Source organism: Campylobacter sp. US25a (assembly GCF_004379075.1).
In the GTDB taxonomy this organism is placed as follows: Bacteria; Campylobacterota; Campylobacteria; order Campylobacterales; family Campylobacteraceae; genus Campylobacter_D; species Campylobacter_D jejuni.
Genome location: NZ_RYYM01000001.1, coordinates 14996 through 37774, shown reverse-complemented (window position 1 = coordinate 37774; position 22779 = coordinate 14996). Strand labels below are relative to the sequence as shown.

Below are 22779 nucleotides of genomic sequence, written 5' to 3'. Positions count from 1 at the left end.
TTATTCCTTATCTTTTTGCATGGAAGATATAACTGCGTGCGCTGCTATAGCAACACCTGTGAGCGTAAGCACGCCTATGCCGATTTTATCTGAAACACTATCCGCGCCCAAACCAAAAACAGTATCAAATTTACGACTAGCCATAGGCTCTTCAAAAGGTCCCATAGTATCCCAAAAATCGGGCTCAGAACAACCTATACAACCATGCCCTGCTTGAATAGGCCAAGAAGTGTGCTGGTTAAATCTCTCTCTTGAACAGTTATTGAAAGTATAAGGCCCTTTACAGCCTACTTTATAAAGACAAAAACCTTGCTTTGCTCCTTCATCTCCAAAGGCATGCACAAATTCACCCGCATCAAAATGTCCGCGTCTTTCACAAAGATCATGAATTCTTAAGCCATAAGCCCATTTTGGCCTATTATATACATCAAGTGCTGGTAACTCGCCAAATAATAAATAATGAAGCACATTACCCACTATATTTTTTTCACTTGGAGGACAGCCTGGAACATTGATCACAGTTTTGCTTGTTACTTTGCTTAAAGGCTGCGCATTACTAGGATTTGGTCTTGCTGCTTGGATTCCTCCAAAGCTAGAACAGGTTCCTATAGCAAAAATAGCCAAAGCATTTTCACTTGCCATTTTTGAAAGCTCATAGCCTGTTTTTCCATGTGCACCTATGGTTAAAAAATGCTCTGTATCACCCATAGGGATGCCACCTTCAACCATTAAAATGTATTTATTTTTATGTTTTTGAATGGCACTTTCTAAATTTTCTTCAGCTTGCCAACCTGCTGCAGCCATCACTGTTTCGTGATATTCTAAAGAAATATAATCAAAAATCAAACTATCAATCGTTGGAGTATCACTTCTTAACAAACTCTCACTACAGCCTGTACACTCAGCCATATGAAGCCACACAACAGGAAGTCTATCAGCAAGCTCAGCAGCTTTTGCTACCATAGGAGTAAAACTCGCTGGTAAAGCCAAAAATGCCGTCATAGCACCTGCCCATTTCATAAAATCCCTTCTAGAAAAACCTGACTTTTCTAATGCTTTTGCAATGCTATCATTGTCTTTTAAAGAAGGAAGCTTTTCAAGAGCCGATAAACGCGACTCTATTTGATGATAATCAATCATTATATTTCCTTTATAACATGAAATTTATTCTCTATAATAATAAAATAAAGGAAGTTAAAATAAAATTAAAAACTTACTCTCATAAGCAAATATTAGTATCAATCTTAATTAAAGTTTAATCATAAGCCTTTTTTGAGTTTGCGAATCAAAAATCTCGCAGGGTGAATAGCGTGGATATATTTTTTTTCTAAACACAAGGGTTCATTATTTATCAATGCACACAAATACCTTGCCGCTAAAACACTTGTGCTAAAACCCCTTGATCCATGAGCAAAATTAAAATACAAATTACAAGACATTTTAGCTGGTTTTTGCTCCTTGTTTTTTGTCCATAATAAAGCTTTATATTCTTCTTTATAAAACACTTCATCATAAGCATTTCCGACTATCATAAAGCGATCACTCGAATAAGATCTAAAACCTACCTTAGAACCTATAATTTCTAATTTTGTATTTTTATCTATAAATTCGGCTATATTTTCTATATTTTGTTTATCATCTTCTTCTTTTGATTCTAAACTTGTATCAAGTCTATCATAACTTGCTCCAATCACTTGCAAATCACCTTTTATAGGACAAATATAAGCCTTAGAAGATAAAGGAAATGGAGAGTCTAAAAAAGGTTTTAGATGTGTAACTTGACCTCTTACTTTACTTAATTTCATCTCATCATAAAAAACAAAATCTTTTGTATCTGCGCCCATAGCATAAATCAAAACCGCATAATCACTTTTAACAATATTATTTTTAAATTTTAAAGCAAAACACTCATTTTCAAATTTATAAGCTTGAAATTCATGATTAAAATATATACAAGCTTTACTTTTTTCAAAAAGATTTTTAACCAAATTTTTTGGAAAAATCACTCCACCATCTTCTAAAAAAGCTTGATTTTTTGAAATTTTAAGCAAAACATTTTCTCTTTGTGTGTCAAATCTTTCTTGCATCAAATCATTATGTGCAAACTCGACTACACCCTTAAATTCTAAATCTAAAATTTGTCTATAAAAACGACTTGCCTCTATAAAAGAAAGCTCTGAAAACTCCCCTAAATTTACCTTAGGCTTTAAGATTAAAGAGCTTAAAATTCCACTTTCATTTCCGCTTGCACCCTTGCCTAATTCTAAATGTTTTTCAAAAACATCTATTTCAAAACCCCTTAAACTAAGCTCATAAGCTAAAACAGCACTTGATATACCTGCACCAATAATAGCTACTTTTTTATTTTTTAAAGATGAAAATGTTCTTGAAAAATACGCTTCTTTATCTTTAAACTCAAGTTCATTTTCCAAATAAGCTTTAATCATTTCTCTTTTTCTAAAACCTTTGGTTTTTTCTACTCTAAAGCCATATTTTTTTAAATTTTTTTGTAAAAAACTTGCCGAAGAAAAGGTGCAAATTTGTGCATTTTTTTTAGAAAGTCTTGCCACTTCAAAAATTAATTTTTCATCAAACATTTGCGAGTTTTTATTTGGAGAAAATCCATCTAAATACCAAACATCAGCTTTAAAATCTAATTCTTTTAAAATAGCAATATCTTCAAAAACAAGATCTAAAAAACAATCTTCAAAATAAAAACGATAAATTCCTTCTTTAGCTTTAGGATAAAATTTTAAAAATTGCTCTAAAAGCTCTTTAAACTCTTCATAAAATCCTAGTTTTTGATAAATTTCTCTTAATTGTTCTTTTTCGATATAAAAAGCTTCTATACTGATATAAAAAAGTTTTTTGGGACGCTTAGAAGGAGTGGTTTCTAAAAAGCGTTTCAAAGTAAGAAAAAAATTTAAACCTATACCAAAACCACTCTCTGCGATAATGAAATTTTCTTGATTTTTCCATTCAAAAGAATGAGTGTAAACAAATTTGCTTTCATTTAAGCCATCTTTGGAATTAAAATAAAAATCATCAAAATCCAAAGAAAAAGGAGTATTATCCTTAAAAATTAGCTTAGCTTTTTTCATCGGTTGTTATAAAAATAACTCTCAACTCCATCAGCAATACCCTTAACCAATAAATCTTGAAAAGCTTTATTGGCGATTCTTTTACCTTCATTTGGATGTGTGATATAGCCAATTTCAATCAAAATTGCAGGCATTTGCGCACCCACTAAAACCCAAAAAGGTGCTTCTCTTACACCGCCGTCTACAATTTTATACTTTTTGCGTGTTTGAGTGAGTATATTTTTTTGTACATCAATGGCTAGTTTATTTGAAGCAACGATTTTTTCACGATTTAAGAAATTTAAAATACTTTGTTTTGAGAAATAATTAATCTCTTCAAAATCCCCTTGATTTTCTTTTTCTGCTGCTTTTTTACTTCTTTCGCTTCTTGCAGGACTTAAAAAGAAAGTTTCCACGCCTTCGCTACTTTTAGCCTTGGCAGCATTGGGTGCTGCATTAGCATGTATAGAGATAAACAAATCCGCTCTTTTATCATTAGCATATTTAGTTCTATCGCGAAGATTGATAAATTTATCCGAACTTCTAGTGTAAAGCACTTTATAACCGCGTTTTTTAAGTTCATTTCCAAGTTTTAAAGCCGCGCTTAAAACTATATCTTTTTCTTTTAAACTTCCTTTTTTATCACTTAGAGCACCGCTATCTTTTCCACCATGCCCCGCATCGATAACTATAAGTTTTCCTGATTTGTATCTCGTACTTAAGGTTTTATTAAAACTTTGAGTTGCTTTTTTATCTACATTTTGACTTGAAGTTTGCGCATGAAAACCTAAAGTGAGATTTTTATTATCCAATTTTTTTAAAAGTTTAAATTCTTTAGGAGCACTCAAAACCACACGAACAATTTTTGGATTATATTGCGTAACGACAATTGTATTTTGTCCAAAGGTAAAGCTTTTTCTATTACCTTCTAACACACCTTTAAAACTTACAACATACCGGAATTTTTGATCTTTGGTTTCAAATATTGCTATTTCTTTTTCATCCAAATCATCGCTCAAATTTAACACCACAGCGTTAGAAATTTTATCCACATCTAAAACATATAAAGGTCCTTGATCTTCTTTTTCGTTATTGGTTTTTTTATCTTGTTTTTTTATTTCTAAAACTTTGGTTTTAATTTCTGTTTTTTGATCTTGCTTTTTCTCTGAAATTTTACTAACTTGCTCAGTCTTTTTTTGGCTAGTAATTTCTTTTGAAAAAATTATTTTTTCTTCTTTAAAAGATATATCAATAGGAATTTTTTCTTTAGCATAAACCACTATGCGTATGGTTTTGGGATTAAATTGTGAAATCACTAAACGATAGTCATCAAATTTAAACTCTTTTTTACCTCCTTCTAAAACCCCATCAAAATCACTAATAAAACGATAGTTTCCTTTTTCATCTAAAGCAAAACTTTTTAATTGATTCTTATCTAAATTTGCATTTAATTCAAGCTCTACACCTTGGCTTGTTTTACTTGACTTTAAAACGTAAATTTTATCATCACTTTTTGTTTTAGAAACGATACTACTCTTTGGCTCTTGTGAAGTTTTAAAATCTATTTTTTCTATATTTTTTATTTGTTCATTAGGTGATTTTTTTTCACTTTTTTGAACTGTTTTTACAGGTTTAAAAGTTGACTTTTCAGTATCTTGAGAAATATTTTGAACCTTAATATCTTTAATAACAGCCTTTCTTAAAGCATTGATACTTGCTTCGCTTATACCACTTTCTTTTAACTCATTAGCATATGACTTGTCGTCTAAATTTAAAGTATTTGAACTGATGATCAATCTTTTTAAGATTTCAATTTTAGTTTTTTCATCTTCATTGATAACACTTTGTATATAAAGGCTTTTTAGCTGATGATGAAATTTTACTTGCACTTCGCTTTTAGAACCGATAAAATTTTTATCGAAATTTGCAAGTTCATTTTCATAAGCTCCAAAAAGAGTTGTGAAAACAAATACTAAAAATACAAAAATTTTAGCCATTATTCACCATTAACCAATTTTTCCATAAGTTCTTTAACGCTGATAAGTTTATCTAAACGATATCCATTTGCACCTGTAAAGAAAAGTCCTGTTTCTTTTTTACCTGACCATGCATCAAAAAGCCTATCTGCTATACAATACCCTACTTTAGTCGCCTCTTTTCCGCGTCCACAAGGTGCTACACAATTGCTTATACAATTGATCTTTGGACCCATTCTTTTATCTACCAAATTTAAAAGATTGGTTCTAACTCCACGAGCAGGATAGCCCACAGGAGATTTAATAAGCTCTATATCTTCTTCTTTAGAAGCTAGTAAAACGCTTTTAAACTCTTCACTTGCATCACATTCAAAAGTTCCTATGAAACGCGTCCCCATTTGAACACCACTAGCTCCTAAAGAAATAGCGTTTTCTATATCTTTTTTATCCCAAATTCCACCTGCGGCAATCACAGGAAAAGATCCCCAATTTTTAGCCTCTTCTACCACAGGAGCGATTAATTTTTCTAGCTGATAATTTGGATCTAAGCACTGCTCATAAGTAAAACCTTGATGACCTCCACTTTTTGGCCCTTCTAAAACCACTGCATCAGGTAGGCGGTTGTAACGGCTTTGCCATCTTTTGCAAATAATTTTTAAAGCCTTTGCAGATGAAATAATAGGCACTAAAGCCACATCAGGAAAATCTACAGTAAATTCAGGTAAATTTGTAGGAAGTCCAGCGCCTGAAACAATCACATTAAAACCAACCTCACAAGCATCGCGTGCTATTCTTGCATAATCATTACTTGCACATAAGATATTACACCCCAAAGGCGCATCGCCACAAACTTTTCTTGCATTATTAATTAAAGCTTGCAAACCCTTGCGTGAGTAAAAATTTTCACTTCCATAAGGCTTAGCGTTTAATTCTTTACTCGCATACTTTCTTTCTTCATAATATCCTGTTCCCACAGAAGAAATGATCCCAAGTCCACCATTTAAAGAAACTGCAGAAGCTAATCTATCCCAGCTTATGCCTAGTCCCATTCCCCCTTGAAAAATGGGATATTTTATAGTATGTTTTCCTATTTGTAAGGGTCGTAAATTCATTCTTTTACCTTTAATTTTGCAAATTTTCTTTTACCTATTTGTAAGATGTATTCTCCTTGTTCTAAATGCATTTGCTCGTCGCTAACTTTTTGAGAATTTACACTTACTGCATTAGCGATAATGCTTCTTCTTGCCGCAGAAGTAGAACTTTCCAAACCACATTCAACCAAAGCCTTAGCAAGCCAAATTTTTCCTTGTATTTCAAACTCAGCCATATCACTTGGTAAAGCATTTTGAGAATGAATTCTATCAAATTCAGACTTAGCATTATTAGCCTCTTCTTTGGAGTGAAAACGCTCCGTAATCTCTAAAGCTAAATTTTCTTTAGCTTTTTTAGGATGTAAATTACCTTGTTCTATATCTTTTTTTATTTGCGCGATTTCTTCTAGGCTTTTTTGACTTAAAAGTTCATAATATCTAAACATCAATTCATCGCTAATACTTAAAATTTTAGCATACATATTATTAGCTTTTTCTGTAACACCAATGTAATTATTTAAACTCTTACTCATTTTGTTTACACCATCTAAACCTTCGAGTAAAGGCATCATAATCACAGCTTGTTCTTTTCCTATATTATAAACTCTTTGAAGCTGTCTTCCCATTAAAAGATTAAATTTTTGATCCGTTCCGCCCATTTCAATATCACTTTTTAAAGCCACGCTATCATATCCTTGAAGTAAAGGATATAAAAACTCGCAAATCGAAATAGGACTTTGCTCTTTAAATCTCTTGGTAAAATCGTCACGCTCAAGCATTCTAGCTACACTAAAAGTTGAAGTAAGCTCTACTATACCCGCAGCTCCAAGTTCATTAAGCCAAGTAGAATTAAACTTAATCTGTGTTTTTTCTTTATCCAAAACCTTAAAAACCTGTGTTTCATAAGTTTTAGCATTGATTAAAACTTGCTCTTTATCCAGCTTTTTACGCGTTGCACTTTTTCCACTTGGATCACCAATTTGTCCCGTAAAATCTCCAATCAAAAACTGCACAATAGCTCCATGTTTTTGCAAAAAAGCCATTTTTGTTAAAACCACGCTATGACCTAAATGTAAATCAGGTGCTGTAGGATCAAATCCTGCCTTTATAAAGAAATTTTCACCCTTTTCATAATAATTTTTAATTAATTTTTCTATTCTTTCTTCATCAATAAGCTCTGCACAGCCACGCTTAACTTCTGCTAATATTTTTTTTATATCCATAATAAACCTTTTTAACCTTCTTTATAAGCATCATTTAAAGATGTAAAATCTAAAATCTTACAACGAGATTTTAACCTATCCTTGACACTATCTGGGTTGATATTATCAGGAATTTCCATTGTAATCTCAAAATAATCTACCGCCGAATTTAAATCACTTGATAAATTAATTGTTAATAAATTTATCTGCATTTTAGCTAAAAATGCCAAAAATTCCGCTAAAACACCTTTTTTATTTTCCAAAGAAAAAATCAATTTATAAGATTTAGGGATATTAGAATCCCATTTTATAAATACCATATCTTGATTATTATCTATCATTTTATCGGCTCTATCGCAAAGCTTATGATGGACAATTGCGTTGCCACCTTTAACAAAAGCTAAAACAGCATCACCTCTTTTTGGATGGCAACAAAAATCAAAATCCACATTAGCAATTTTATGGTTACAATATAGAGTAAAATTTCCTATTTTTTGTTCTTTAATTTCATATTTATCAAACCAATATGACTTCTTGGCGTATTTTTTAAGACCATTGACTATATCTTTCAAATAAGCACTATCTGTTGCTACTTGTCTAATACGTCTGACTAAATTTTCTTTTTCTATCCAAGTTTCAATTCTATTTTTATCAACTCCAAAAATAAAACTTAATATATTAATAGAACTTGCTAGATTAATCTCTCTGATTTTTTGCTTACAAAATTCCCTTATACTTGCTTTTGCTTTTCCTGTTTTAACACTATCTATCCAAGAACAGCGATAAAATTTATCATTGCTAGTAACCACTCGCACAATATCGCCATTTTTAAGCTCAGTTAACAAAGGTACTTTAATACGATTTACATAAGCGCTTTTTGCATGAAGCCCTACTTTGGTATGCACTTCATAAGCAAAATCAAGAACCGTTGCACCACGAGGCAAAGTGAAAATTTCTCCCTTAGGAGAATAAACTGCAACATCTTCAACATAAAGACTATCTTTAGCATATTCATAAAGTTCAATAGCATTATAATCTTCTGCATTTTCAAGATTGTTTATACTTTGCATTGAAATATCTGTAAGCCAATCAAGACGAGGTGCAACCACGCTGCCATCTTCTTTATATTTCCAATGCGCTGCTATACCAAATTCCGCAATTTTATGCATATCAAAAGTTCGAATTTGTGCTTCTATAATACTTTTAGCATCAAAAAGTGTGGTATGTATGGTTTGATAACCATTTTGTTTAGGCAAGGCTATATAATCCTTAAAACGCGAAACCAAGGGATTAAAATGTGTATGTAAAATTCCCAAAGCTAAGTAACAATCACTTACTTTTTCAACCAAAATTCTTACCCCAAGTAAATCAAGAACTTCTTCAATACCAATGCCTTTTCTTTGCATTTTAAGATAAATAGAATAACTATGCTTAATGCGTTTTTGAATTTCAAAACTACCTTGTCTAAAGCCATTACTCAAAAATAAAAGTTCGATTTTGGAAATAAATTCATTTAAACCTAATTGCATTTCTTGATTATTGGAATTGATATAATTGTCAATAAGCTTATACTCATCTGGCATAAGATATTTAAAACTAAGATCTTCCAAATAATTTTTTATGCTTGAAATACCAAGTCTATGAGCTATTGGGGCATATACAACTAAAGTTTCTTCGCTGATTCTTTTTTGCTTATCTTCTCTTAGAATATCAAGAGTAAGCATATTATGCAACCTATCGCATAACTTCACAATCAAAACCCCAACATCTTCAATGCTTGCTAAAAGCATATTTCTGAAAGTCAAGGCTGATTTAGTTAAACTTTTTTTAGATTTTGATGAAATGAGATTATCTTCTCTAATTTCTATAATTTTAGTAAGCCCTAAAACAAGTTTTAAAACCTCAGAACCAAACTGCTCTCTAAGTTCTTCTTCGGTGCAGTTTGTATCTTCGATCACATCATGCAATAAAGCAGCTAAAATATTACTTTTATTTTCACTTAAAAATCCAACCAGTGTTGCTACTAAAATAGGATGTACCGCATAAGGCTCTCCACTTTTTCTAAACTGCCCTTCATGGCAAAATATACAGTAATCTACTGCTTTTTCAAGAATGGCATCATGGCCACAAATTTCGAAAAGTAAAGCCTTAGCAGCTTCTAAATCTTTACAATTTTTTACATTATCGATTAATTGTTCAAGCAATAATTCTTCATCGATTGGTTTCAACTAAACCCTCTAAAGTGATTTTATTTTCTGCAATTTCATATAAAGCTATATCTGCAAGTTTATTTTTATTTTTATCAAAGTCTACCAAAGGGGTTGCTCCATTCGCCAATTGTTCCGCTCTTTTTGCTACCACTAAAGAAAGGCGATATCTATCATTACCCATTTTTTCCAAAGCTTTTGCCGCTACTTCTTCTATTCTTTTATCCATAATTTTCTCCTTAATTATTTTTAACGATTGAACAAAGGCTAGTATTACCTTGTATGATTTTAAGTAAATTACCCTCTTCAAACATATTACAAACCACTATAGGAAGTTTGTTGTCTTTAGCTAAAGCTATCGCTGTATCATCCATCACTTTAATATTATCTTGCATAGCCTCATCATAACTTAAAGTATTTAAAAATACTGCATCATCAAATTTTTTTGGATCTTTATCATAAACTCCATTAACTTTTGTAGCTTTTATTACCATATCTGCATCAATTTCTACAGCTCTTAAAATAGCTGTTGTATCTGTAGTAAAATAAGGATTTCCAGTGCCTGCAGCAAAAACCACAACACGACCCTTTTCTAAGTGTCTTTGTGCTCTTCTCATAATATAAGTTTCACAAAATGCTTCCATCTGAATAGCACTTTGAACCCTAACTTCAAGCCCAGAGCTTTCCAAGGCTTCTTGAATGGCAATAGCATTGATAACCGTAGCAAGCATTCCCATATGATCGCCACTTGTCCTTTTAATCAATCCGCCCTTAGCAGCACTTACTCCACGAATAATATTGCCACCACCTATAACTATGCCTACTTCTATTTGATTTTTTACAAGTTCTTTAATCTCTGAAGCTATGAATTTTAAAATAGAATTTTCTATGCCAAAGCCATTTTCACCTGCTAAAGCCTCTCCTGAAAATTTTACTAAAACTCTTTTTCTCTCTTGCATTATTTCTCCTTATTTAACTTGAAATTATATTTTAAATTCCATTAAATTTAGCTAATTTAAGCTAATGAGCTCCAAAGGATTGATATGAAAATTTTTTTGAGTTACTTCAAAAGTAAGATCATTTTTTATTCTACCCACTACGGCACCTTTTTTAATATTCTTACCAACTTTAATATTAGGAGCAATCTTATCTAAATGTGCATATATTGTATGTATGCCATTATCATGTTCAACAATAACAACTCGAGCTAGCATACTAGTATCTTTGGCAAAAACTATTTTTCCATCTAGCACATTTTTAACAACTGCATCGCTTTTATTGCTTCTTAAAACTACATTCTCGTTAAAAATTTTAAGATTATAAACAGGATCAACATAATTTCCAAATTTTTGCTTCACAGTAAAAGAATCTAATGGAGCTATGGTTTTTTTTCCTGTGTAACGCTTGACTGAACCTCCTTGATAGCTTGAACCTAATTGCCTTATTTGTTGATTATTTTTTACTATTTTAGTATCATTTTTGCTTGAATTTACATTTTCTTTATCATTAATAATTTTTAATTGATTTAATGTTTTTCTAAGCTCTTCTTGCTGAGCTTGTAAGTCATCAAGTTTTTTTGCATATATGGTTCGATCTGTTTTTTGTTTGTTGATTTCGCTAATTTGTTTCTGTTTTAAACTTTGAAGTTTGGTTAATTGAGCGTTGTAATCCTTAAGACTATCATTGATTTTCTTAATCTGAGCTTGTTTATCATCAATAAGCCTATTTACTCCCTCATAATCTTTAGAAATTTTTAAAATTTCTTCATTTAAAACTTTGTTTAAACTTCCTAAAATTTCAAAAGCCATAAAACTTTCTTCACTTTCAATATAGCCTTGAGGGATAGGTAAATCATAAGCAAAATCTTTAGCCATTAAAGATATAAGCTTACTTTCCATATTTGATTTACTTTTAAGCAAATCTTCATTTTGGCTTGCAAGGGTGTTTAACTCTTGATTTTGAGCCTTAGCACTTGCTTCAAGCTTAGAAGTTTGTGAATTTAAGCTTTCAATTTGAAAACTTAGATCTTTCAAACTTTTTTCACCATTTAAAATATCGCTAGCCAAATCTTCAAGTTTTTTATTTAACTGTTCTTGTATGCGTTTATTTTCTTCTAAACTTTTTGTTTTTTCATTTATAGCGTTTGCTAAACTTATATCAACAAACAAAAAAAAACAAAAAAAGATAAGAATATTTTTTCTCATCTTTTAACCTTAAACATAACCGTATTTACACACAACAAGCAAATAAACAAAGTAGCTAAAAAAATTAAAGTCAAATGTAAAATAAAATTAATAGGTGGAAAAATAATATCTACAGCCTTTAAGCTTTCTTGGATAATAGAAAGATCAAAAATTTGGGTAAAAAAGGCAAGCAAAATAATAAAAGCAATAAAACAATCAACCACAACTACCTTATAAAGCATAAAAGATCTAAACCAAAACGGAGCTCCAAATAAACACATAATTTCAATACGATCGGTATGTTCATAAAGCCAAATTCTCATCTGTTTTAAAAACAAAACAAAGGCAAGTAAAATAATGATAAATAAAAATAACCAAAAAACAAATTTCATCAAAATAAGTAAGGAATATATCTTATCATGGGTTTTGGAAAAAGTTTCAACCTTGCTAACACCTACAATATTTAAAAGTTGATTTTTAATTGAATTTAGTTCATTTTGATCAGGCAAAGAATTTAATTTTAAAGTATAAAATTTTGGCAGAGAATCTTTTAAAACTTTCAAATTCTTTTCAGAAACATCATTTTTCAAACGATCGATTAAATCCTTAGGATCTAAAGATTCAAGTCCAGCAAAAAATGGTACTTTTGTTTTTACCACATTCTGATCAAGTTCAGTTTTACTGACAACTATAATATTATAATCTTTATTAACAAGTTCTTCATAATGTTTTAAAGTTGCATTTGTAATCAAAATAAACTCAAAAGCAAACATCATAAACAATAAAGATAAAATTAAAGATAAATGTGTTTTAAAAAATTTCATTCATTTTTCCATTTTCTATATTAAAACGACGATAATCCACTCTTAAATTGCTAGGAATTCTATGTGTTACCACTATAACACAAGTTCCTAAAAGTTCTCTAGCAGACTTTAAAAGAGTCCATATAATATCAGAAGAATACTCGTCCAAATTTCCCGTTGGCTCATCGCAAAGCAAAAGCTTTGGATTATGAGCTAAAGCCCTAGCCATAGCGACGCGTTGTTGCTCACCACCACTAAGTTGATTAGGCAATTTATCTGCTTTAAAAGTTAAATTTACATGCTTTAAAAGCTTAGCAGCTTGATCATGGCATACTTTTTTACTATAACCTTTAATCATTAAAGGCAACATAACATTTTTTTCAACACTATATTCTTGTACAAGTTTATAATCTTGAAAAATAATCCCTATTCTTTGACGCAATTTTAAAAGTTCTAAATTTCCAATTTTATTCATCAAAGATCCACATACTTCAAGCTTGCCAGAAATAGGTTCTAAATCCCCATAAAAAGACTTTAAAAGCGTACTCTTGCCACTCCCACTTTTACCAGTAATAAAAACAAAATCATCATCCTTAAAAGCAAAACTCGCTTCTTTAATAACTAGTTCATCATAACCTAAAGTAAGTTTATTTGCTTGGATTAAATTAGGCATCCTTTTTCCTTAATTTCCCTTTTTAAATTTTTAAATTATGCTTTATTTTTGCTTAATTTTCAAGAAAAATTATATTTTAAACTGAACTTTTAAAATTTCTTTTAATTCATTTACCGCTTTAATGTTTTCTTGAATTTTAAATGGTTCTTTAAAAGCAAAATCAATCGTTTTATCAAGATGCAAATAACAATGTTCAGGCTTATTAAAAGCTCCAAAAGCAACCTTTAAAAGCAAATTCTCATCTTGTTTATAGATGCTTTCAAAATGCAAGAAAAAATCATCTTTTTTTATAGTAATATTTTTAAAGTTCTGCTCTATTTTTTTTAAATCCTCTCTAGAAAATTCAACCGATGAGAGATTAAATTCATTTAACTCATAATTTTTACAGTCTTGGTTAAAATTCCACACCCAAAGATCATATATATTTTTTTCTTGCTTTTTCCATCTATCTTCATATTTGCTTGAAATTTCTAAATTTTCATTTTTTCTAAGACTAAATTTTGGCGCAGGAAAAGTCAAAAATTGCTCTAAAGTAAAATTAAAATACTCAAAACTATCTGTTCTAAGCTCAAAACGACCATTTTGAACTAAAACCCTAGCACATTCTTTGCAAAAATCCTTCCCAATAACTCGCCTATGAGGCTTTTTGTCCCAAGGAACAGGAAAATGTAAAAAAATCTTTTCAACTGATTTTGATTTTAATACACTCAATAACAATCTCGCATCACTTTGGATTAGCAAAATATTATTTACATTTTGTGCCTTAGCAAGTTTAGCTACTTGAGTTAAAGCTGGATTGTAAATTTCCACCCCTAAAATTAAAACATTTGGATTTTCTTTTGCTTGATAAAGCAAATGTCTTCCTGATCCAAAGCCTATTTCTATATAAATTTTACCTTGAAGTCTAGATAAAAGTTCATCAAAGTTATCAACGATAAATGGTGTTTTTTCAATTAAAGCATTGTTTTTAAGTCCAAAAGCTTCATTGATAATATCCTCACAAAAACCTTCTTTAAAGATTTTTAAAGCCTTTTGTAGATAACCTATTTTAGAAGGTTTTGTATGTTTATCGCCTTTAATCACAAAACCATTTTGTGCTTTTTTAATCTGCAGAAAAAAACTCTCTTCTTGAACCTTTGTATAAATAAGACTAACATTATCATTCTTAGCAAGCCAAAGAAATTCAACATCATCCTTGCTATAAGGCAGATTCATTTCTTTGATCTTTTTGCTTCTAAAATTTGGCACTACTGAGCCGCCTTAACTTTGCTTGAAGGTTCTGAACGAAGCCCAGCCGAATCAATAGCAATAACTTCATAACTATATTCCACCCCTGGTAAAGCTTTTACATCTTTTAATCGCTTTTCTTTAATGCCTTTAAAAACTGCATTTTGCTCTCCACCATAGCGTCTTACTTCATATTCAACAGCTCTAGTATCATTATCACTCCATTCTAAATTTATCCCTTCGCTTGTGCTTTGAGCCAAAATAATACTAGGAGCCAAAGGATTATCTAAAGTTCTACCCTCTACACCATCTTTTGGCATAGGACTTTCAAGACCATCTTTATCCACTATTGTTACTTTATAATACTTGCTTTTACCTGCTCCTTCTACTATATCCTCATAAGAATTTTTATCAGTCTTTGCCAAAACACTAAAAGGAAGGAAGCTTGAGCTCGTAGAATAAACTTTATAATAAGAAAAATCTTCATACGTAGGAGCATCCCAAGTTAAAATGATTTTATTAGAACCATCTGTGCTAGCACTTAAATGCTCAACTTGAGGGGGTAAAGCCTTGCTTGTAGAACTTACAACTTGACTTGGCTCACTCTTTATCCCATTAAAACTCACAGCAATAATTCTATAACTTGAATTTTCATTAGGTTTTAAATCACTATCGATGTATTCAGCGTTTAAGCGATTTTTTACTTCTGCAATTTTTTTAAATTCTTTATCATCACCTTTAGTTCTTTCAATAATATAAGAATCAACCCTAAAATCAGGATGCGGACGCCAAATAAGTTTAATACGATTAGGCAAATTGGTCACAGCTTGAATAAAAGGAACAGCTTCAAGTCTTGGAGCTGTGCTCACTTCTATAACCTTGCCATCTTCTGAAATTTGTCCTTGCTCATTAAAGCTTTTCATCATATAACGATACTTAGTACCAGGCTCTAATTTAGTATCTACATAATGAGTTTGAAACTTATCTTTAATAGTGCCTACAAGTTTAAAATCAGGATTTTCATCACTAGAACGATACAAATAAAATCCTTTGATATTTTCATTATATAAAGGCTCCCATTCAAAAGCAATATTACTCATATCACCAAGACTTTTTAAACTTTCAACCTTTGGTAAGCTTTCATTTACGGCAGGCTCTTTACTTGAAGCTAGCGAATTCATTTGCGAAACACTACAAGCGCTAAGCAAAAGAGTTAAAAAACTCAAGTAAAAACTCAAGCGAAATCTTTTCATCATTCTCTCCTAAATTAATTTGTTCAAACATAATGTTTTTAAAATCTTCCATCAAAGGTGCTTTAACAAAAATTTGCTCTTTAGTTTTTGGATGGATAAAATACAAAAAATAGGCATGCAACATTATCCTACAATCATACTTACCCTTATAACCATACAAACTATCGCCCAAAATATGGCGATTTAAACTAGCCAAATGCGCTCTAATTTGATGAGTTCTTCCTGTAAAAAGCTTAGCAGCCATCAGAGTTAAATTTTCAGTTTTTACTACATTTATGAAAGCTGATTTTGCATTTTTACTGAATTTATTTTCCTTATCTATGGCTATTTTTTTAATAGCATTAGAAGGCGAACGCATTAAAAATTTTTCTACTATAATTTTATCTTCTTTTAGTGGCAAATCAATTAACGCAAGATAAATTCTTCCCATGCTTTTATCTGCAAGCTGTTCGCTTAATCTTTGGTGGGTGAAATTATTTTTCGCTATTAGTATAGCCCCACTTGTATCTTTATCTAATCTATGAACAAGACCAGCTCTTATCTCTCCTCCTAAATTTGATAAAGTATATTTTTTTTCTATCAACCAATCCACCAAAGTGGCATTTTTAACACTACTTGCTCCATGAACGACTAAATTTGAAGGTTTATTTAAAACAAGCAAATCTTCATCTTCGTATAACACATCAATATCAAAATCCACTTCAAACTGAGGTTTTATCTCATCGTAAAGCTTTAAACTTACAATAGAAATAATATCACCATTTTTAAGCTTAAATGAATTTTTATCTTGAATTTTATAATTAACCTGTACGCAATCTTTTTCTATAAGTAAAGCAACTTGATTGCGACTTTGGTTTAATTTTTTAGCCAAAAACACATCAAGCCTTGAATTTTCATCTACTAAAAAAGTTTGCATTTTTTCCTTGGAGGTTTTGATAAATTTAAAATTTTAGTTTATAATTATAGCTTTATATTACTAACTGAAGGCAAATTTTGTTTAGATTAGATAGAAGAATTTTAACTCATTTTGACTATATGCAACCCATTTTATTTTTACCCATAATTCTTATTTCATTTTTCTTGATCTTTGAAGCTAATCCTTTTTTAGCAGAAAAACAGTTTGTTTATGCCTGTGTGGGATTGTTTGCTTTTATGGTTTTTTTCTTCTTTCCCATAAGGAAATTTATTTGGATTATTCCAGTTGCTTATTGGATTAATATTTTTTTATTGCTAAGCGTAGATATTTTTGGGGTTGAAAAATTAGGTGCTAAAAGATGGCTTGAAATTCCTTTTACTCACTTTACTATACAACCTTCTGAAATTTTTAAACCTAGTTTTATTTTAATGCTTGCTTATCTTATTTATCAAAATCCTCCTCCAAAAAATGGATACAAACTTAAACAATTCATCAAACTTAGCTTTTACATCATCTTACCTTTTTTGCTAATTGCAAAAGAACCTGATTTAGGAAGTGCTATGGTTTTACTACTTGTTGGTTTTGGAGTGCTTTTTATCATGGGAGTTCATTATAAAATTTGGTTAAGTATTGTTATAGCTATAAGTGTTAGTTCTCCTATTATTTATACACATCTTTTAAAGCCCTACCAAAAGCAAAGAATTCATGATTTTATTTCAGAAAAACCAAGCTATCAAGTAGCCCAATCAATGATAGCTATTGGAAATGGTGGTTTAACTGGAAAATCTCAAGATGAAGCTACGCAAACTCATTTTAAATTTTTACCTATTTCAACTAGTGATTTTATTTTCGCTTATATGATAGAAAGATTTGGATTTATTGGGGGATTGACATTAATTATATTTTATATTTTACTTATTTTTCATCTACTTAGTTTAAATTATAAACTTAAAGATGATTATTTTACTAGAGTTGCTATTAATTGTGTTGCATTATTTATTTTTATTTATGCGGCAGTAAATATCTCAATGACTATAGGTTTTGCACCAGTAGTTGGGATCCCTTTGCCTTTTTTTAGTTATGGTGGAAGTTCTTTTACTATTTTTATGATTTTTTTTGGAATTTTACAGCATTTAATCACTTTTAGATATTTTTGGATGGATATAAAGGCTAAATAAAATATTTTTAAGCATTAATAAGATATAATTTTATCTTTTAATTCAACTTAGGCGGATTTATAGCTCAGTTGGTTAGAGCAACCGGCTCATAACCGGTTGGTCGCAGGTTCGAGTCCTGCTAAATCCACCATTCTATTATAAGTTATAGACTCTCTCTTTAAAATAATAATTTTTAGTCCTTTAAATATTTCGGTCTTGTGTAAAAAAATATGTGATGTGATTTTTTGAAAGATAAAGTGGTGGTTAGAGGCAGAATCGAACTGCCGACACGCAGATTTTCAGTCTGCTGCTCTACCGACTGAGCTATCCAACCACTTAGTTTGATAAAGTAAAAATGTAATTGTATCTTTTTTTCTTTAATTTAAGTTTAAATACAAAAATAAAATTTTATTTCCCTTAAAGTTTTAATAAGATAGAATACCCGCTTTAGATCATTATCAAATGGAAATTTTTTGAAACAATTTGGACTAGATAGACGAACTTTTAAAATTTTACTAGCTGGTTATATTATTATTGCATTGTTTGGGGCTTTATTGCTACATTCAAGCTGGGCACATACAACTCCTATTGATTTTTTAGATGCCTTTTTTACAAGCACATCTGCTGTTAGTATGACAGGATTAGCAGTTAAGAACACTGCGGTTGATTTTACCTTAGCAGGACAAATTATTATCTTGGCTTTGGTGCAAATTGGAGGCTTGGGATATATGGGTATAGGTTTGTTTGTTTATATACTCATACGCAAAAAAGTGGGATTTAGTGCAAGAAATTTACTAAAAGAGTCTTTATTTTATCCATCAATGGATGGTTTATTTAAATTTTTTAAAAAGGTTTTACTGTTCATTTTTACTATAGAATTGATAGGTGCTATACTTCTTACCATGCGTTTTGCCCTTGAAATGAATTTTAAGAAAGCTTTATGGTTTGGAATTTTTCATTCTATTAGCGCTTTTAATAATTCTGGGTTTACCATATTTGAACATGGACTTATAGCTTACAAACATGATATAGCAATTAATCTTATTATCACTTCTTTGATTATTATTGGAGGGCTTGGATATTTTGTTTTGGTTGAATTATACTTTTTTCAAAGAAAAAAATTGCAAAATTTAAGCCTACATACAAAAATGGTTGTTGTTGCAAGTATTTTTCTTATTTTCTCTTCAACGCTTATTATTTTTGCTTTTGAATACTCAAATCCTCAAACTATAGGACATTTTTCATTTTTTGATAAAATTTTAAGCTCATATTTTATCGCTATTAATTACCGCACAGCAGGATTTAACACCTTAGATATGGGACATTTGCATGATGCGAGCTTATTTTTTGGATCATTGTTTATGGTTATTGGTGGTGCACCAGGAGGAACAGCTGGGGGTATGAAAGTAACAACTGTAATGGTTTTATTGCTCTATGCTTATTGGAGTATCCGAGATGGAAGAGTTAGAATTTTTGGACATGAAATTCCAAGAGAAACTATATCTAAAGCTTTTATTATAGCTGTAGGTTCAGCTGTTTATATAGTAATAGCTGTTATTTTGCTTTCCTTGCTAGAGTCAAATTTTGATTTTATAGCCTTACTTTTTGAAACTTCTTCAGCTTTTGCAACGGTAGGAATTTCGGTAGGAAATGGTGGAACTTTATCTTTATGCGCTTTGTTTAGCGATCCTAGCAAGGTGATTATCATCATTATGATGCTAAGTGGCAGGATAGGTGTTTTTGCTTTTTTACTCTCGGTATTCAAACAAGACAAAGCTATTCATTTAAAATTCCCTGAAGGAAAGGTTAATTTATAAAGGTAAAATCGTGAAAAATCTTAATTATGGAATTATAGGACTTGGAAAATTTGGCTCAGTTGTAGCAGATGAACTCATTGCTGGAGGTCATACTGTTATCGTTGCGGATAAAGATGAGGAAACTTTAAAAAGTATACAAAATCCTCCAAGCTATGCTTATATTTTAGATTCTACAAATATTTCAGCTCTAAAAGAAGCAGGCTTTCATGATGTTGAAGTTGTTATTGTTAGCATAGGAGAAAATGTTGAAAAATCAATCCTTACTCTTATGGCACTTAAAGATATAGGCGTTAAAAACATCATTGCTAAAGCAACCTCTAATATCCATGGTCAAATTCTTTCTAAGTTAGGCGCAACAAAGGTTATTTATCCTGAAAAAGAAAGCGCTAAAAGACTGGTAAAAGAATTTTTAACCAAAGATGCCGATTATGAAGTTTTTGATCTTTCAGCAAATACTATACGAGCTATTAAGATCAATATAGATGAAAAATTAGCAGGAAATTCTTTAAAACATATAGCACAAAATATGAAAGTGATTTCTTATAAAAAATTAAATAGCGACTGGGAAATATTGCCTGATTTAGAAACCACGACAGTTTATAGTGGAGATGTTGTAATACTCCTTGGAACAGTTAAAGAACTTAGAGAATTTGAACACTAAACAAGATTTAAAGCCTTGCAAGCCTTTACAAAACGCTTTAAGGCTGTTTTTTCTTTGGTAGAAATTTTATGATATATAACTTCATCTAAATAATATCTAACATCTTTTATATCTAAATCCCTTGTTTTGGCATAATTTTGCAGTATATAATAAGGAATTTTAATCTTTGTTTTTGGAAATTTTTTCAAAATTTGTTTATATAAAGCTTTTTTTTGCACACAAGAAAATCTAGCAAAAACAAAAGGCAATCCTGTTTTTTCGTGCCATTTTGCACATAAATCGATATATTTAGAAGGATCTTTTAGATAAAGCTTTAAAGCCTTATCACCTATAATTACTTTTCCATCTTGTTTTAATACTTTAGCTAAAGCATTTGAAGTTGCTGAACTTGGATCTTTGGCATTTGATGTATTTTTTTCTACTAATACACTTAAAACTCTTTTATTAGCACAAATACCCAAATCTAAATTTTTATATTTTTTTCTAGCACTTTCTATGCTTGAAATGATAGCTGCATCAATTCTTCTATAAAATAAATCTTTATTTAGCTTACTTGGAACTCCTTTTTTATACTCCATACTTGCTTTATAACCATTAGGTAGGGGATATTTCTTAAGATATATATGTAAAGGTAAAAGATTAATATAATCAATTTTTCCAAAAATCATCTCTTTTAAAGAGTGTTAAACACTCTATCTCCTGCATCTCCAAGCCCTGGGATAATATAACCTTTTTCATTTAAACCTTCATCAATACAAGCCACAAAAACTTCCACATCACCATGCACTTGGCTAAATTTTTGCAAACCTTGCAAAGCAGCAAGTATGGATATAAATTTTATTTTTTTAACTCCTTGGCTTTTTAAAAAATTACAAGCCTCTATAGCAGTTCCACCTGTAGCAAACATAGGATCTATGACAATAGCGGTGCGTTTTTTTGCATCTTTGGGAAGTTTTTGAAAATAAAAATCCGCCTTTAAAGTTTCTTCATTTCTTACAAATCCCAAAAATCCAACACTTGCATCAGGAATCATCTTAAAAACACTTTCAAGCATTCCTAATGCAGCTCTTAAAATAGGGCAAATCATAATTTTTTCATCAAGTTTTTTTACTGTAGTTTTTTGTATAGGTGTTGAAATTTCAATTTCTTTTAAAGAAAAATCTTTACTCGCTTCAAAAAGTAAAAAAGATGAAATTTCATCGATTAACATGCGAAATTGAAAGGGCTTTGTCTCTTTAGCCCTTAAAATTCCTAATTTATGTTCGATCAATGGATGATTGATACAATGAATATTTTTCATTTTAAGCTTTCAAAATAAGCTTTCTCGTTAAAATTTTTTACCTTAGCCACACCATCTTTTACCGCAGCTGCTGCTACAGCTGTACTTACTGCAGCTTTTACTCTTTCATCAAAAGGTTTTGGTATGACATAATCTCTTCCAAATTCTAAAGTACCTAGATTGTAAGCCTTTTTAACCGCATCACTTACAGGAAGTTTTGCAAGATCTGCTAATGCTTTAGCAGCAGCTACTTTCATATTTTCAGTGATTTTACTTGCACGCACATCTAAAGCCCCGCGAAAAATAAAAGGAAAACCTAAAACATTATTGATTTGATTTGGATAATCACTTCTTCCTGTTCCTACAATCGCATCTTTTCTAAGTCTAGCCACATCTTCAGGCATCACTTCAGGGATAGGATTTGCCAAAGCAAAAATTACAGGATCTTTTGCCATACTTAAAACCATTTCATCATCAAGAATTTTTGGCGCACTAAGTCCTAGGAAAACATCAGCTCCTTTTAAAACTTCTTTTAAAGTCTTTTCCTTAGAATCAACAGCAAATTCAAGCTTTTGAGGAGTTAAATCATTTCTATCCTTAGAAACAACACCTTTGCTATCTACTAAAATAATATTTTCAACCCCTAAATTTCTATACATCTTAGCACTTGCTATACCTGCGGCACCTGCGCCACTTACAACCACCTTAATGTCTTTAAATTTTTTACCGCTTATCTCCATAGCATTCATAAGTCCCGCAGTTGAAATAATAGCCGTTCCATGCTGATCATCATGCATTACAGGAATTCCTAAATCTTGCAAAGCCGCTTCAATTTCAAAACATTTTGGAGCAGCTATATCTTCTAAATTTATCCCACCCACAGTCGGAGCCAAAGCCTTGCAAAAATTTACAATCTCTTCCACACTATGAACATTAATTTCTATATCATAAGCATTTACATTTGCAAATTTTTTAAACAAACAAGCCTTACCTTCCATAACAGGTTTTGAAGCCTGTGCTCCTATGTTTCCAAGTCCTAAAACAGCAGAACCATCGCTAACTATAGCTACCAAATTAGCCTTGTTTGTATAAGTATAAGCAAGCTCATTATCTTTAGCGATTTCAAGGCAAGGTTCTGCAACTCCTGGGCTATACGCCAAAGATAGATCATAACTTGTAGCCATTGGCTTACTTGGCACAATATCAATTTTCCCACCTAAATGGTATTTTAAAGCTTCTTCTTTTAAATTCATT

At 30.9% G+C, this 22779-nt stretch carries 20 protein-coding genes and 2 tRNA genes; 4 read left to right on the top strand and 18 right to left on the bottom strand.

The window, feature by feature from the left end; all coding sequences use genetic code 11:
- From ELQ12_RS00195 to ELQ12_RS00130, 14 genes are all read right to left on the bottom strand, one after another.
- Positions 1-1140, bottom strand: a complete 1140-nt coding sequence (locus tag ELQ12_RS00195; RefSeq protein WP_002861961.1) for a hydrogenase small subunit — start codon at positions 1138-1140, stop codon at positions 1-3.
- Positions 1141-1259: 119 nt separating this feature from the next.
- The gene (mnmC, locus tag ELQ12_RS00190) at positions 1260-3101 is read right to left on the bottom strand and encodes a bifunctional tRNA (5-methylaminomethyl-2-thiouridine)(34)-methyltransferase MnmD/FAD-dependent 5-carboxymethylaminomethyl-2-thiouridine(34) oxidoreductase MnmC (RefSeq protein WP_070240367.1); all 1842 of its coding nucleotides are present in this window, start codon (positions 3099-3101) and stop codon (positions 1260-1262) included.
- Positions 3098-5077 (bottom strand): N-acetylmuramoyl-L-alanine amidase, encoded by a 1980-nt coding sequence (locus tag ELQ12_RS00185; protein WP_070240365.1) that lies wholly within the window; start codon positions 5075-5077, stop codon positions 3098-3100. The genes mnmC and ELQ12_RS00185 overlap by 4 nt, the downstream gene beginning before the upstream one ends.
- A complete protein-coding gene (locus ELQ12_RS00180) occupies positions 5077-6168 on the bottom strand; it encodes a nitronate monooxygenase family protein (protein WP_070240362.1) in 1092 nt (363 codons plus the stop codon). Before ELQ12_RS00180 ends, ELQ12_RS00185 begins: the two co-directional genes overlap by 1 nt.
- Positions 6165-7370 carry a tyrosine--tRNA ligase gene (gene tyrS, locus ELQ12_RS00175; protein WP_134264487.1) on the bottom strand — a complete coding sequence of 402 codons (1206 nt, stop codon included), beginning with the start codon at positions 7368-7370 and terminating at the stop codon, positions 6165-6167. The genes ELQ12_RS00180 and tyrS overlap by 4 nt, the downstream gene beginning before the upstream one ends.
- Positions 7371-7381: 11 nt before the next feature.
- A complete protein-coding gene (locus tag ELQ12_RS00170) occupies positions 7382-9577 on the bottom strand; it encodes a bifunctional (p)ppGpp synthetase/guanosine-3',5'-bis(diphosphate) 3'-pyrophosphohydrolase (protein ID WP_126224280.1) in 2196 nt (731 codons plus the stop codon).
- Complete coding sequence (locus ELQ12_RS00165; protein ID WP_002853464.1) at positions 9561-9785, bottom strand: DNA-directed RNA polymerase subunit omega; 225 nt, start codon at positions 9783-9785, stop codon at positions 9561-9563. The genes ELQ12_RS00170 and ELQ12_RS00165 overlap by 17 nt, the downstream gene beginning before the upstream one ends.
- A gap of 10 nt (positions 9786-9795) precedes the next feature.
- On the bottom strand, positions 9796-10515 hold the full coding sequence (pyrH, locus tag ELQ12_RS00160) for a UMP kinase (RefSeq protein WP_044779025.1): 720 nt from the start codon (positions 10513-10515) through the stop codon (positions 9796-9798).
- A 51-nt stretch (positions 10516-10566) separates the two neighbouring features.
- Positions 10567-11760, bottom strand: coding sequence for a M23 family metallopeptidase (locus ELQ12_RS00155; RefSeq protein ID WP_134264486.1), 1194 nt, complete (start codon positions 11758-11760; stop codon positions 10567-10569).
- Positions 11757-12563: an FtsX-like permease family protein gene (locus ELQ12_RS00150; RefSeq protein WP_044779023.1), complete on the bottom strand. Its 807-nt coding sequence runs from the start codon at positions 12561-12563 to the stop codon at positions 11757-11759. Before ELQ12_RS00150 ends, ELQ12_RS00155 begins: the two co-directional genes overlap by 4 nt.
- Positions 12550-13215 carry an ABC transporter ATP-binding protein gene (locus ELQ12_RS00145; RefSeq protein WP_002856386.1) on the bottom strand — a complete coding sequence of 222 codons (666 nt, stop codon included), beginning with the start codon at positions 13213-13215 and terminating at the stop codon, positions 12550-12552. Before ELQ12_RS00145 ends, ELQ12_RS00150 begins: the two co-directional genes overlap by 14 nt.
- A 69-nt stretch (positions 13216-13284) precedes the next feature.
- Complete coding sequence (gene trmB, locus ELQ12_RS00140) at positions 13285-14463, bottom strand: tRNA (guanosine(46)-N7)-methyltransferase TrmB (protein ID WP_070210336.1); 1179 nt, start codon at positions 14461-14463, stop codon at positions 13285-13287.
- Entirely contained in the window at positions 14463-15698 is a 1236-nt protein-coding gene (locus tag ELQ12_RS00135; protein WP_079860350.1) for a fibronectin type III domain-containing protein, read from the bottom strand. The genes trmB and ELQ12_RS00135 overlap by 1 nt, the downstream gene beginning before the upstream one ends.
- Positions 15643-16611 (bottom strand): RluA family pseudouridine synthase, encoded by a 969-nt coding sequence (locus tag ELQ12_RS00130; RefSeq protein ID WP_070210338.1) that lies wholly within the window; start codon positions 16609-16611, stop codon positions 15643-15645. Before ELQ12_RS00130 ends, ELQ12_RS00135 begins: the two co-directional genes overlap by 56 nt.
- Before the next feature lie 77 nt (positions 16612-16688).
- Here ELQ12_RS00130 and ELQ12_RS00125 point away from each other — a divergent pair, with 77 nt between their 5' ends.
- Both ELQ12_RS00125 and ELQ12_RS00120 read left to right on the top strand, forming a co-directional pair.
- On the top strand, positions 16689-17789 hold the full coding sequence (locus ELQ12_RS00125; RefSeq protein ID WP_044780131.1) for an FtsW/RodA/SpoVE family cell cycle protein: 1101 nt from the start codon (positions 16689-16691) through the stop codon (positions 17787-17789).
- Positions 17790-17842: 53 nt separating this feature from the next.
- Positions 17843-17919, top strand: a tRNA-Ile gene (locus ELQ12_RS00120).
- A 107-nt stretch (positions 17920-18026) separates the two neighbouring features.
- Here the strand turns inward: ELQ12_RS00120 and ELQ12_RS00115 are convergent.
- Positions 18027-18102: transfer RNA gene (locus tag ELQ12_RS00115), tRNA-Phe, on the bottom strand.
- 139 nt (positions 18103-18241) lie between these two features.
- On the opposite strand from ELQ12_RS00115, the gene ELQ12_RS00110 reads away from it, so the two are divergent.
- Complete coding sequence (locus tag ELQ12_RS00110; RefSeq protein ID WP_044778992.1) at positions 18242-19585, top strand: TrkH family potassium uptake protein; 1344 nt, start codon at positions 18242-18244, stop codon at positions 19583-19585.
- 10 nt (positions 19586-19595) lie between these two features.
- Positions 19596-20246, top strand: a complete 651-nt coding sequence (locus ELQ12_RS00105) for a TrkA family potassium uptake protein (RefSeq protein ID WP_134264485.1) — start codon at positions 19596-19598, stop codon at positions 20244-20246.
- On the opposite strand, the gene ELQ12_RS00100 is transcribed toward ELQ12_RS00105, so the two are convergent.
- From ELQ12_RS00100 to ELQ12_RS00090, 3 genes are read right to left on the bottom strand one after another with little or no spacing between them, the layout of a single operon-like run.
- Positions 20243-20914 (bottom strand): menaquinone biosynthetic enzyme MqnA/MqnD family protein, encoded by a 672-nt coding sequence (locus tag ELQ12_RS00100; RefSeq protein WP_070210008.1) that lies wholly within the window; start codon positions 20912-20914, stop codon positions 20243-20245. The genes ELQ12_RS00105 and ELQ12_RS00100 overlap by 4 nt on opposite strands.
- A 5-nt stretch (positions 20915-20919) precedes the next feature.
- Positions 20920-21546, bottom strand: coding sequence for a uracil phosphoribosyltransferase (upp, locus tag ELQ12_RS00095; protein WP_070300595.1), 627 nt, complete (start codon positions 21544-21546; stop codon positions 20920-20922).
- Positions 21543-22778 carry a malic enzyme-like NAD(P)-binding protein gene (locus ELQ12_RS00090; RefSeq protein WP_134264484.1) on the bottom strand — a complete coding sequence of 412 codons (1236 nt, stop codon included), beginning with the start codon at positions 22776-22778 and terminating at the stop codon, positions 21543-21545. The genes upp and ELQ12_RS00090 overlap by 4 nt, the downstream gene beginning before the upstream one ends.
- Position 22779: the final 1 nt, after the last annotated feature.

Excerpts from the sequence above, each read along its gene's own strand:
- ELQ12_RS00090 (WP_134264484.1), bottom strand. The coding sequence starts at position 22,778 with ATGAATTTAAAAGAAGAAGCTTTAAAATACCATTTAGGTGGGAAAATT.
- ELQ12_RS00145 (WP_002856386.1), bottom strand. The coding sequence starts at position 13,215 with ATGCCTAATTTAATCCAAGCAAATAAACTTACTTTAGGTTATGATGAA.
- mnmC (WP_070240367.1), bottom strand. The coding sequence starts at position 3,101 with ATGAAAAAAGCTAAGCTAATTTTTAAGGATAATACTCCTTTTTCTTTG.
- ELQ12_RS00180 (WP_070240362.1), bottom strand. The coding sequence starts at position 6,168 with ATGAATTTACGACCCTTACAAATAGGAAAACATACTATAAAATATCCC.
- upp (WP_070300595.1), bottom strand. The coding sequence starts at position 21,546 with ATGAAAAATATTCATTGTATCAATCATCCATTGATCGAACATAAATTA.
- ELQ12_RS00135 (WP_079860350.1), bottom strand. The coding sequence starts at position 15,698 with ATGATGAAAAGATTTCGCTTGAGTTTTTACTTGAGTTTTTTAACTCTT.
- pyrH (WP_044779025.1), bottom strand. The coding sequence starts at position 10,515 with ATGCAAGAGAGAAAAAGAGTTTTAGTAAAATTTTCAGGAGAGGCTTTA.
- ELQ12_RS00195 (WP_002861961.1), bottom strand. The coding sequence starts at position 1,140 with ATGATTGATTATCATCAAATAGAGTCGCGTTTATCGGCTCTTGAAAAG.
- ELQ12_RS00130 (WP_070210338.1), bottom strand. The coding sequence starts at position 16,611 with ATGCAAACTTTTTTAGTAGATGAAAATTCAAGGCTTGATGTGTTTTTG.
- ELQ12_RS00185 (WP_070240365.1), bottom strand. The coding sequence starts at position 5,077 with ATGGCTAAAATTTTTGTATTTTTAGTATTTGTTTTCACAACTCTTTTT.
- ELQ12_RS00150 (WP_044779023.1), bottom strand. The coding sequence starts at position 12,563 with ATGAAATTTTTTAAAACACATTTATCTTTAATTTTATCTTTATTGTTT.
- ELQ12_RS00155 (WP_134264486.1), bottom strand. The coding sequence starts at position 11,760 with ATGAGAAAAAATATTCTTATCTTTTTTTGTTTTTTTTTGTTTGTTGAT.
- ELQ12_RS00165 (WP_002853464.1), bottom strand. The coding sequence starts at position 9,785 with ATGGATAAAAGAATAGAAGAAGTAGCGGCAAAAGCTTTGGAAAAAATG.
- ELQ12_RS00100 (WP_070210008.1), bottom strand. The coding sequence starts at position 20,914 with ATGATTTTTGGAAAAATTGATTATATTAATCTTTTACCTTTACATATA.
- tyrS (WP_134264487.1), bottom strand. The coding sequence starts at position 7,370 with ATGGATATAAAAAAAATATTAGCAGAAGTTAAGCGTGGCTGTGCAGAG.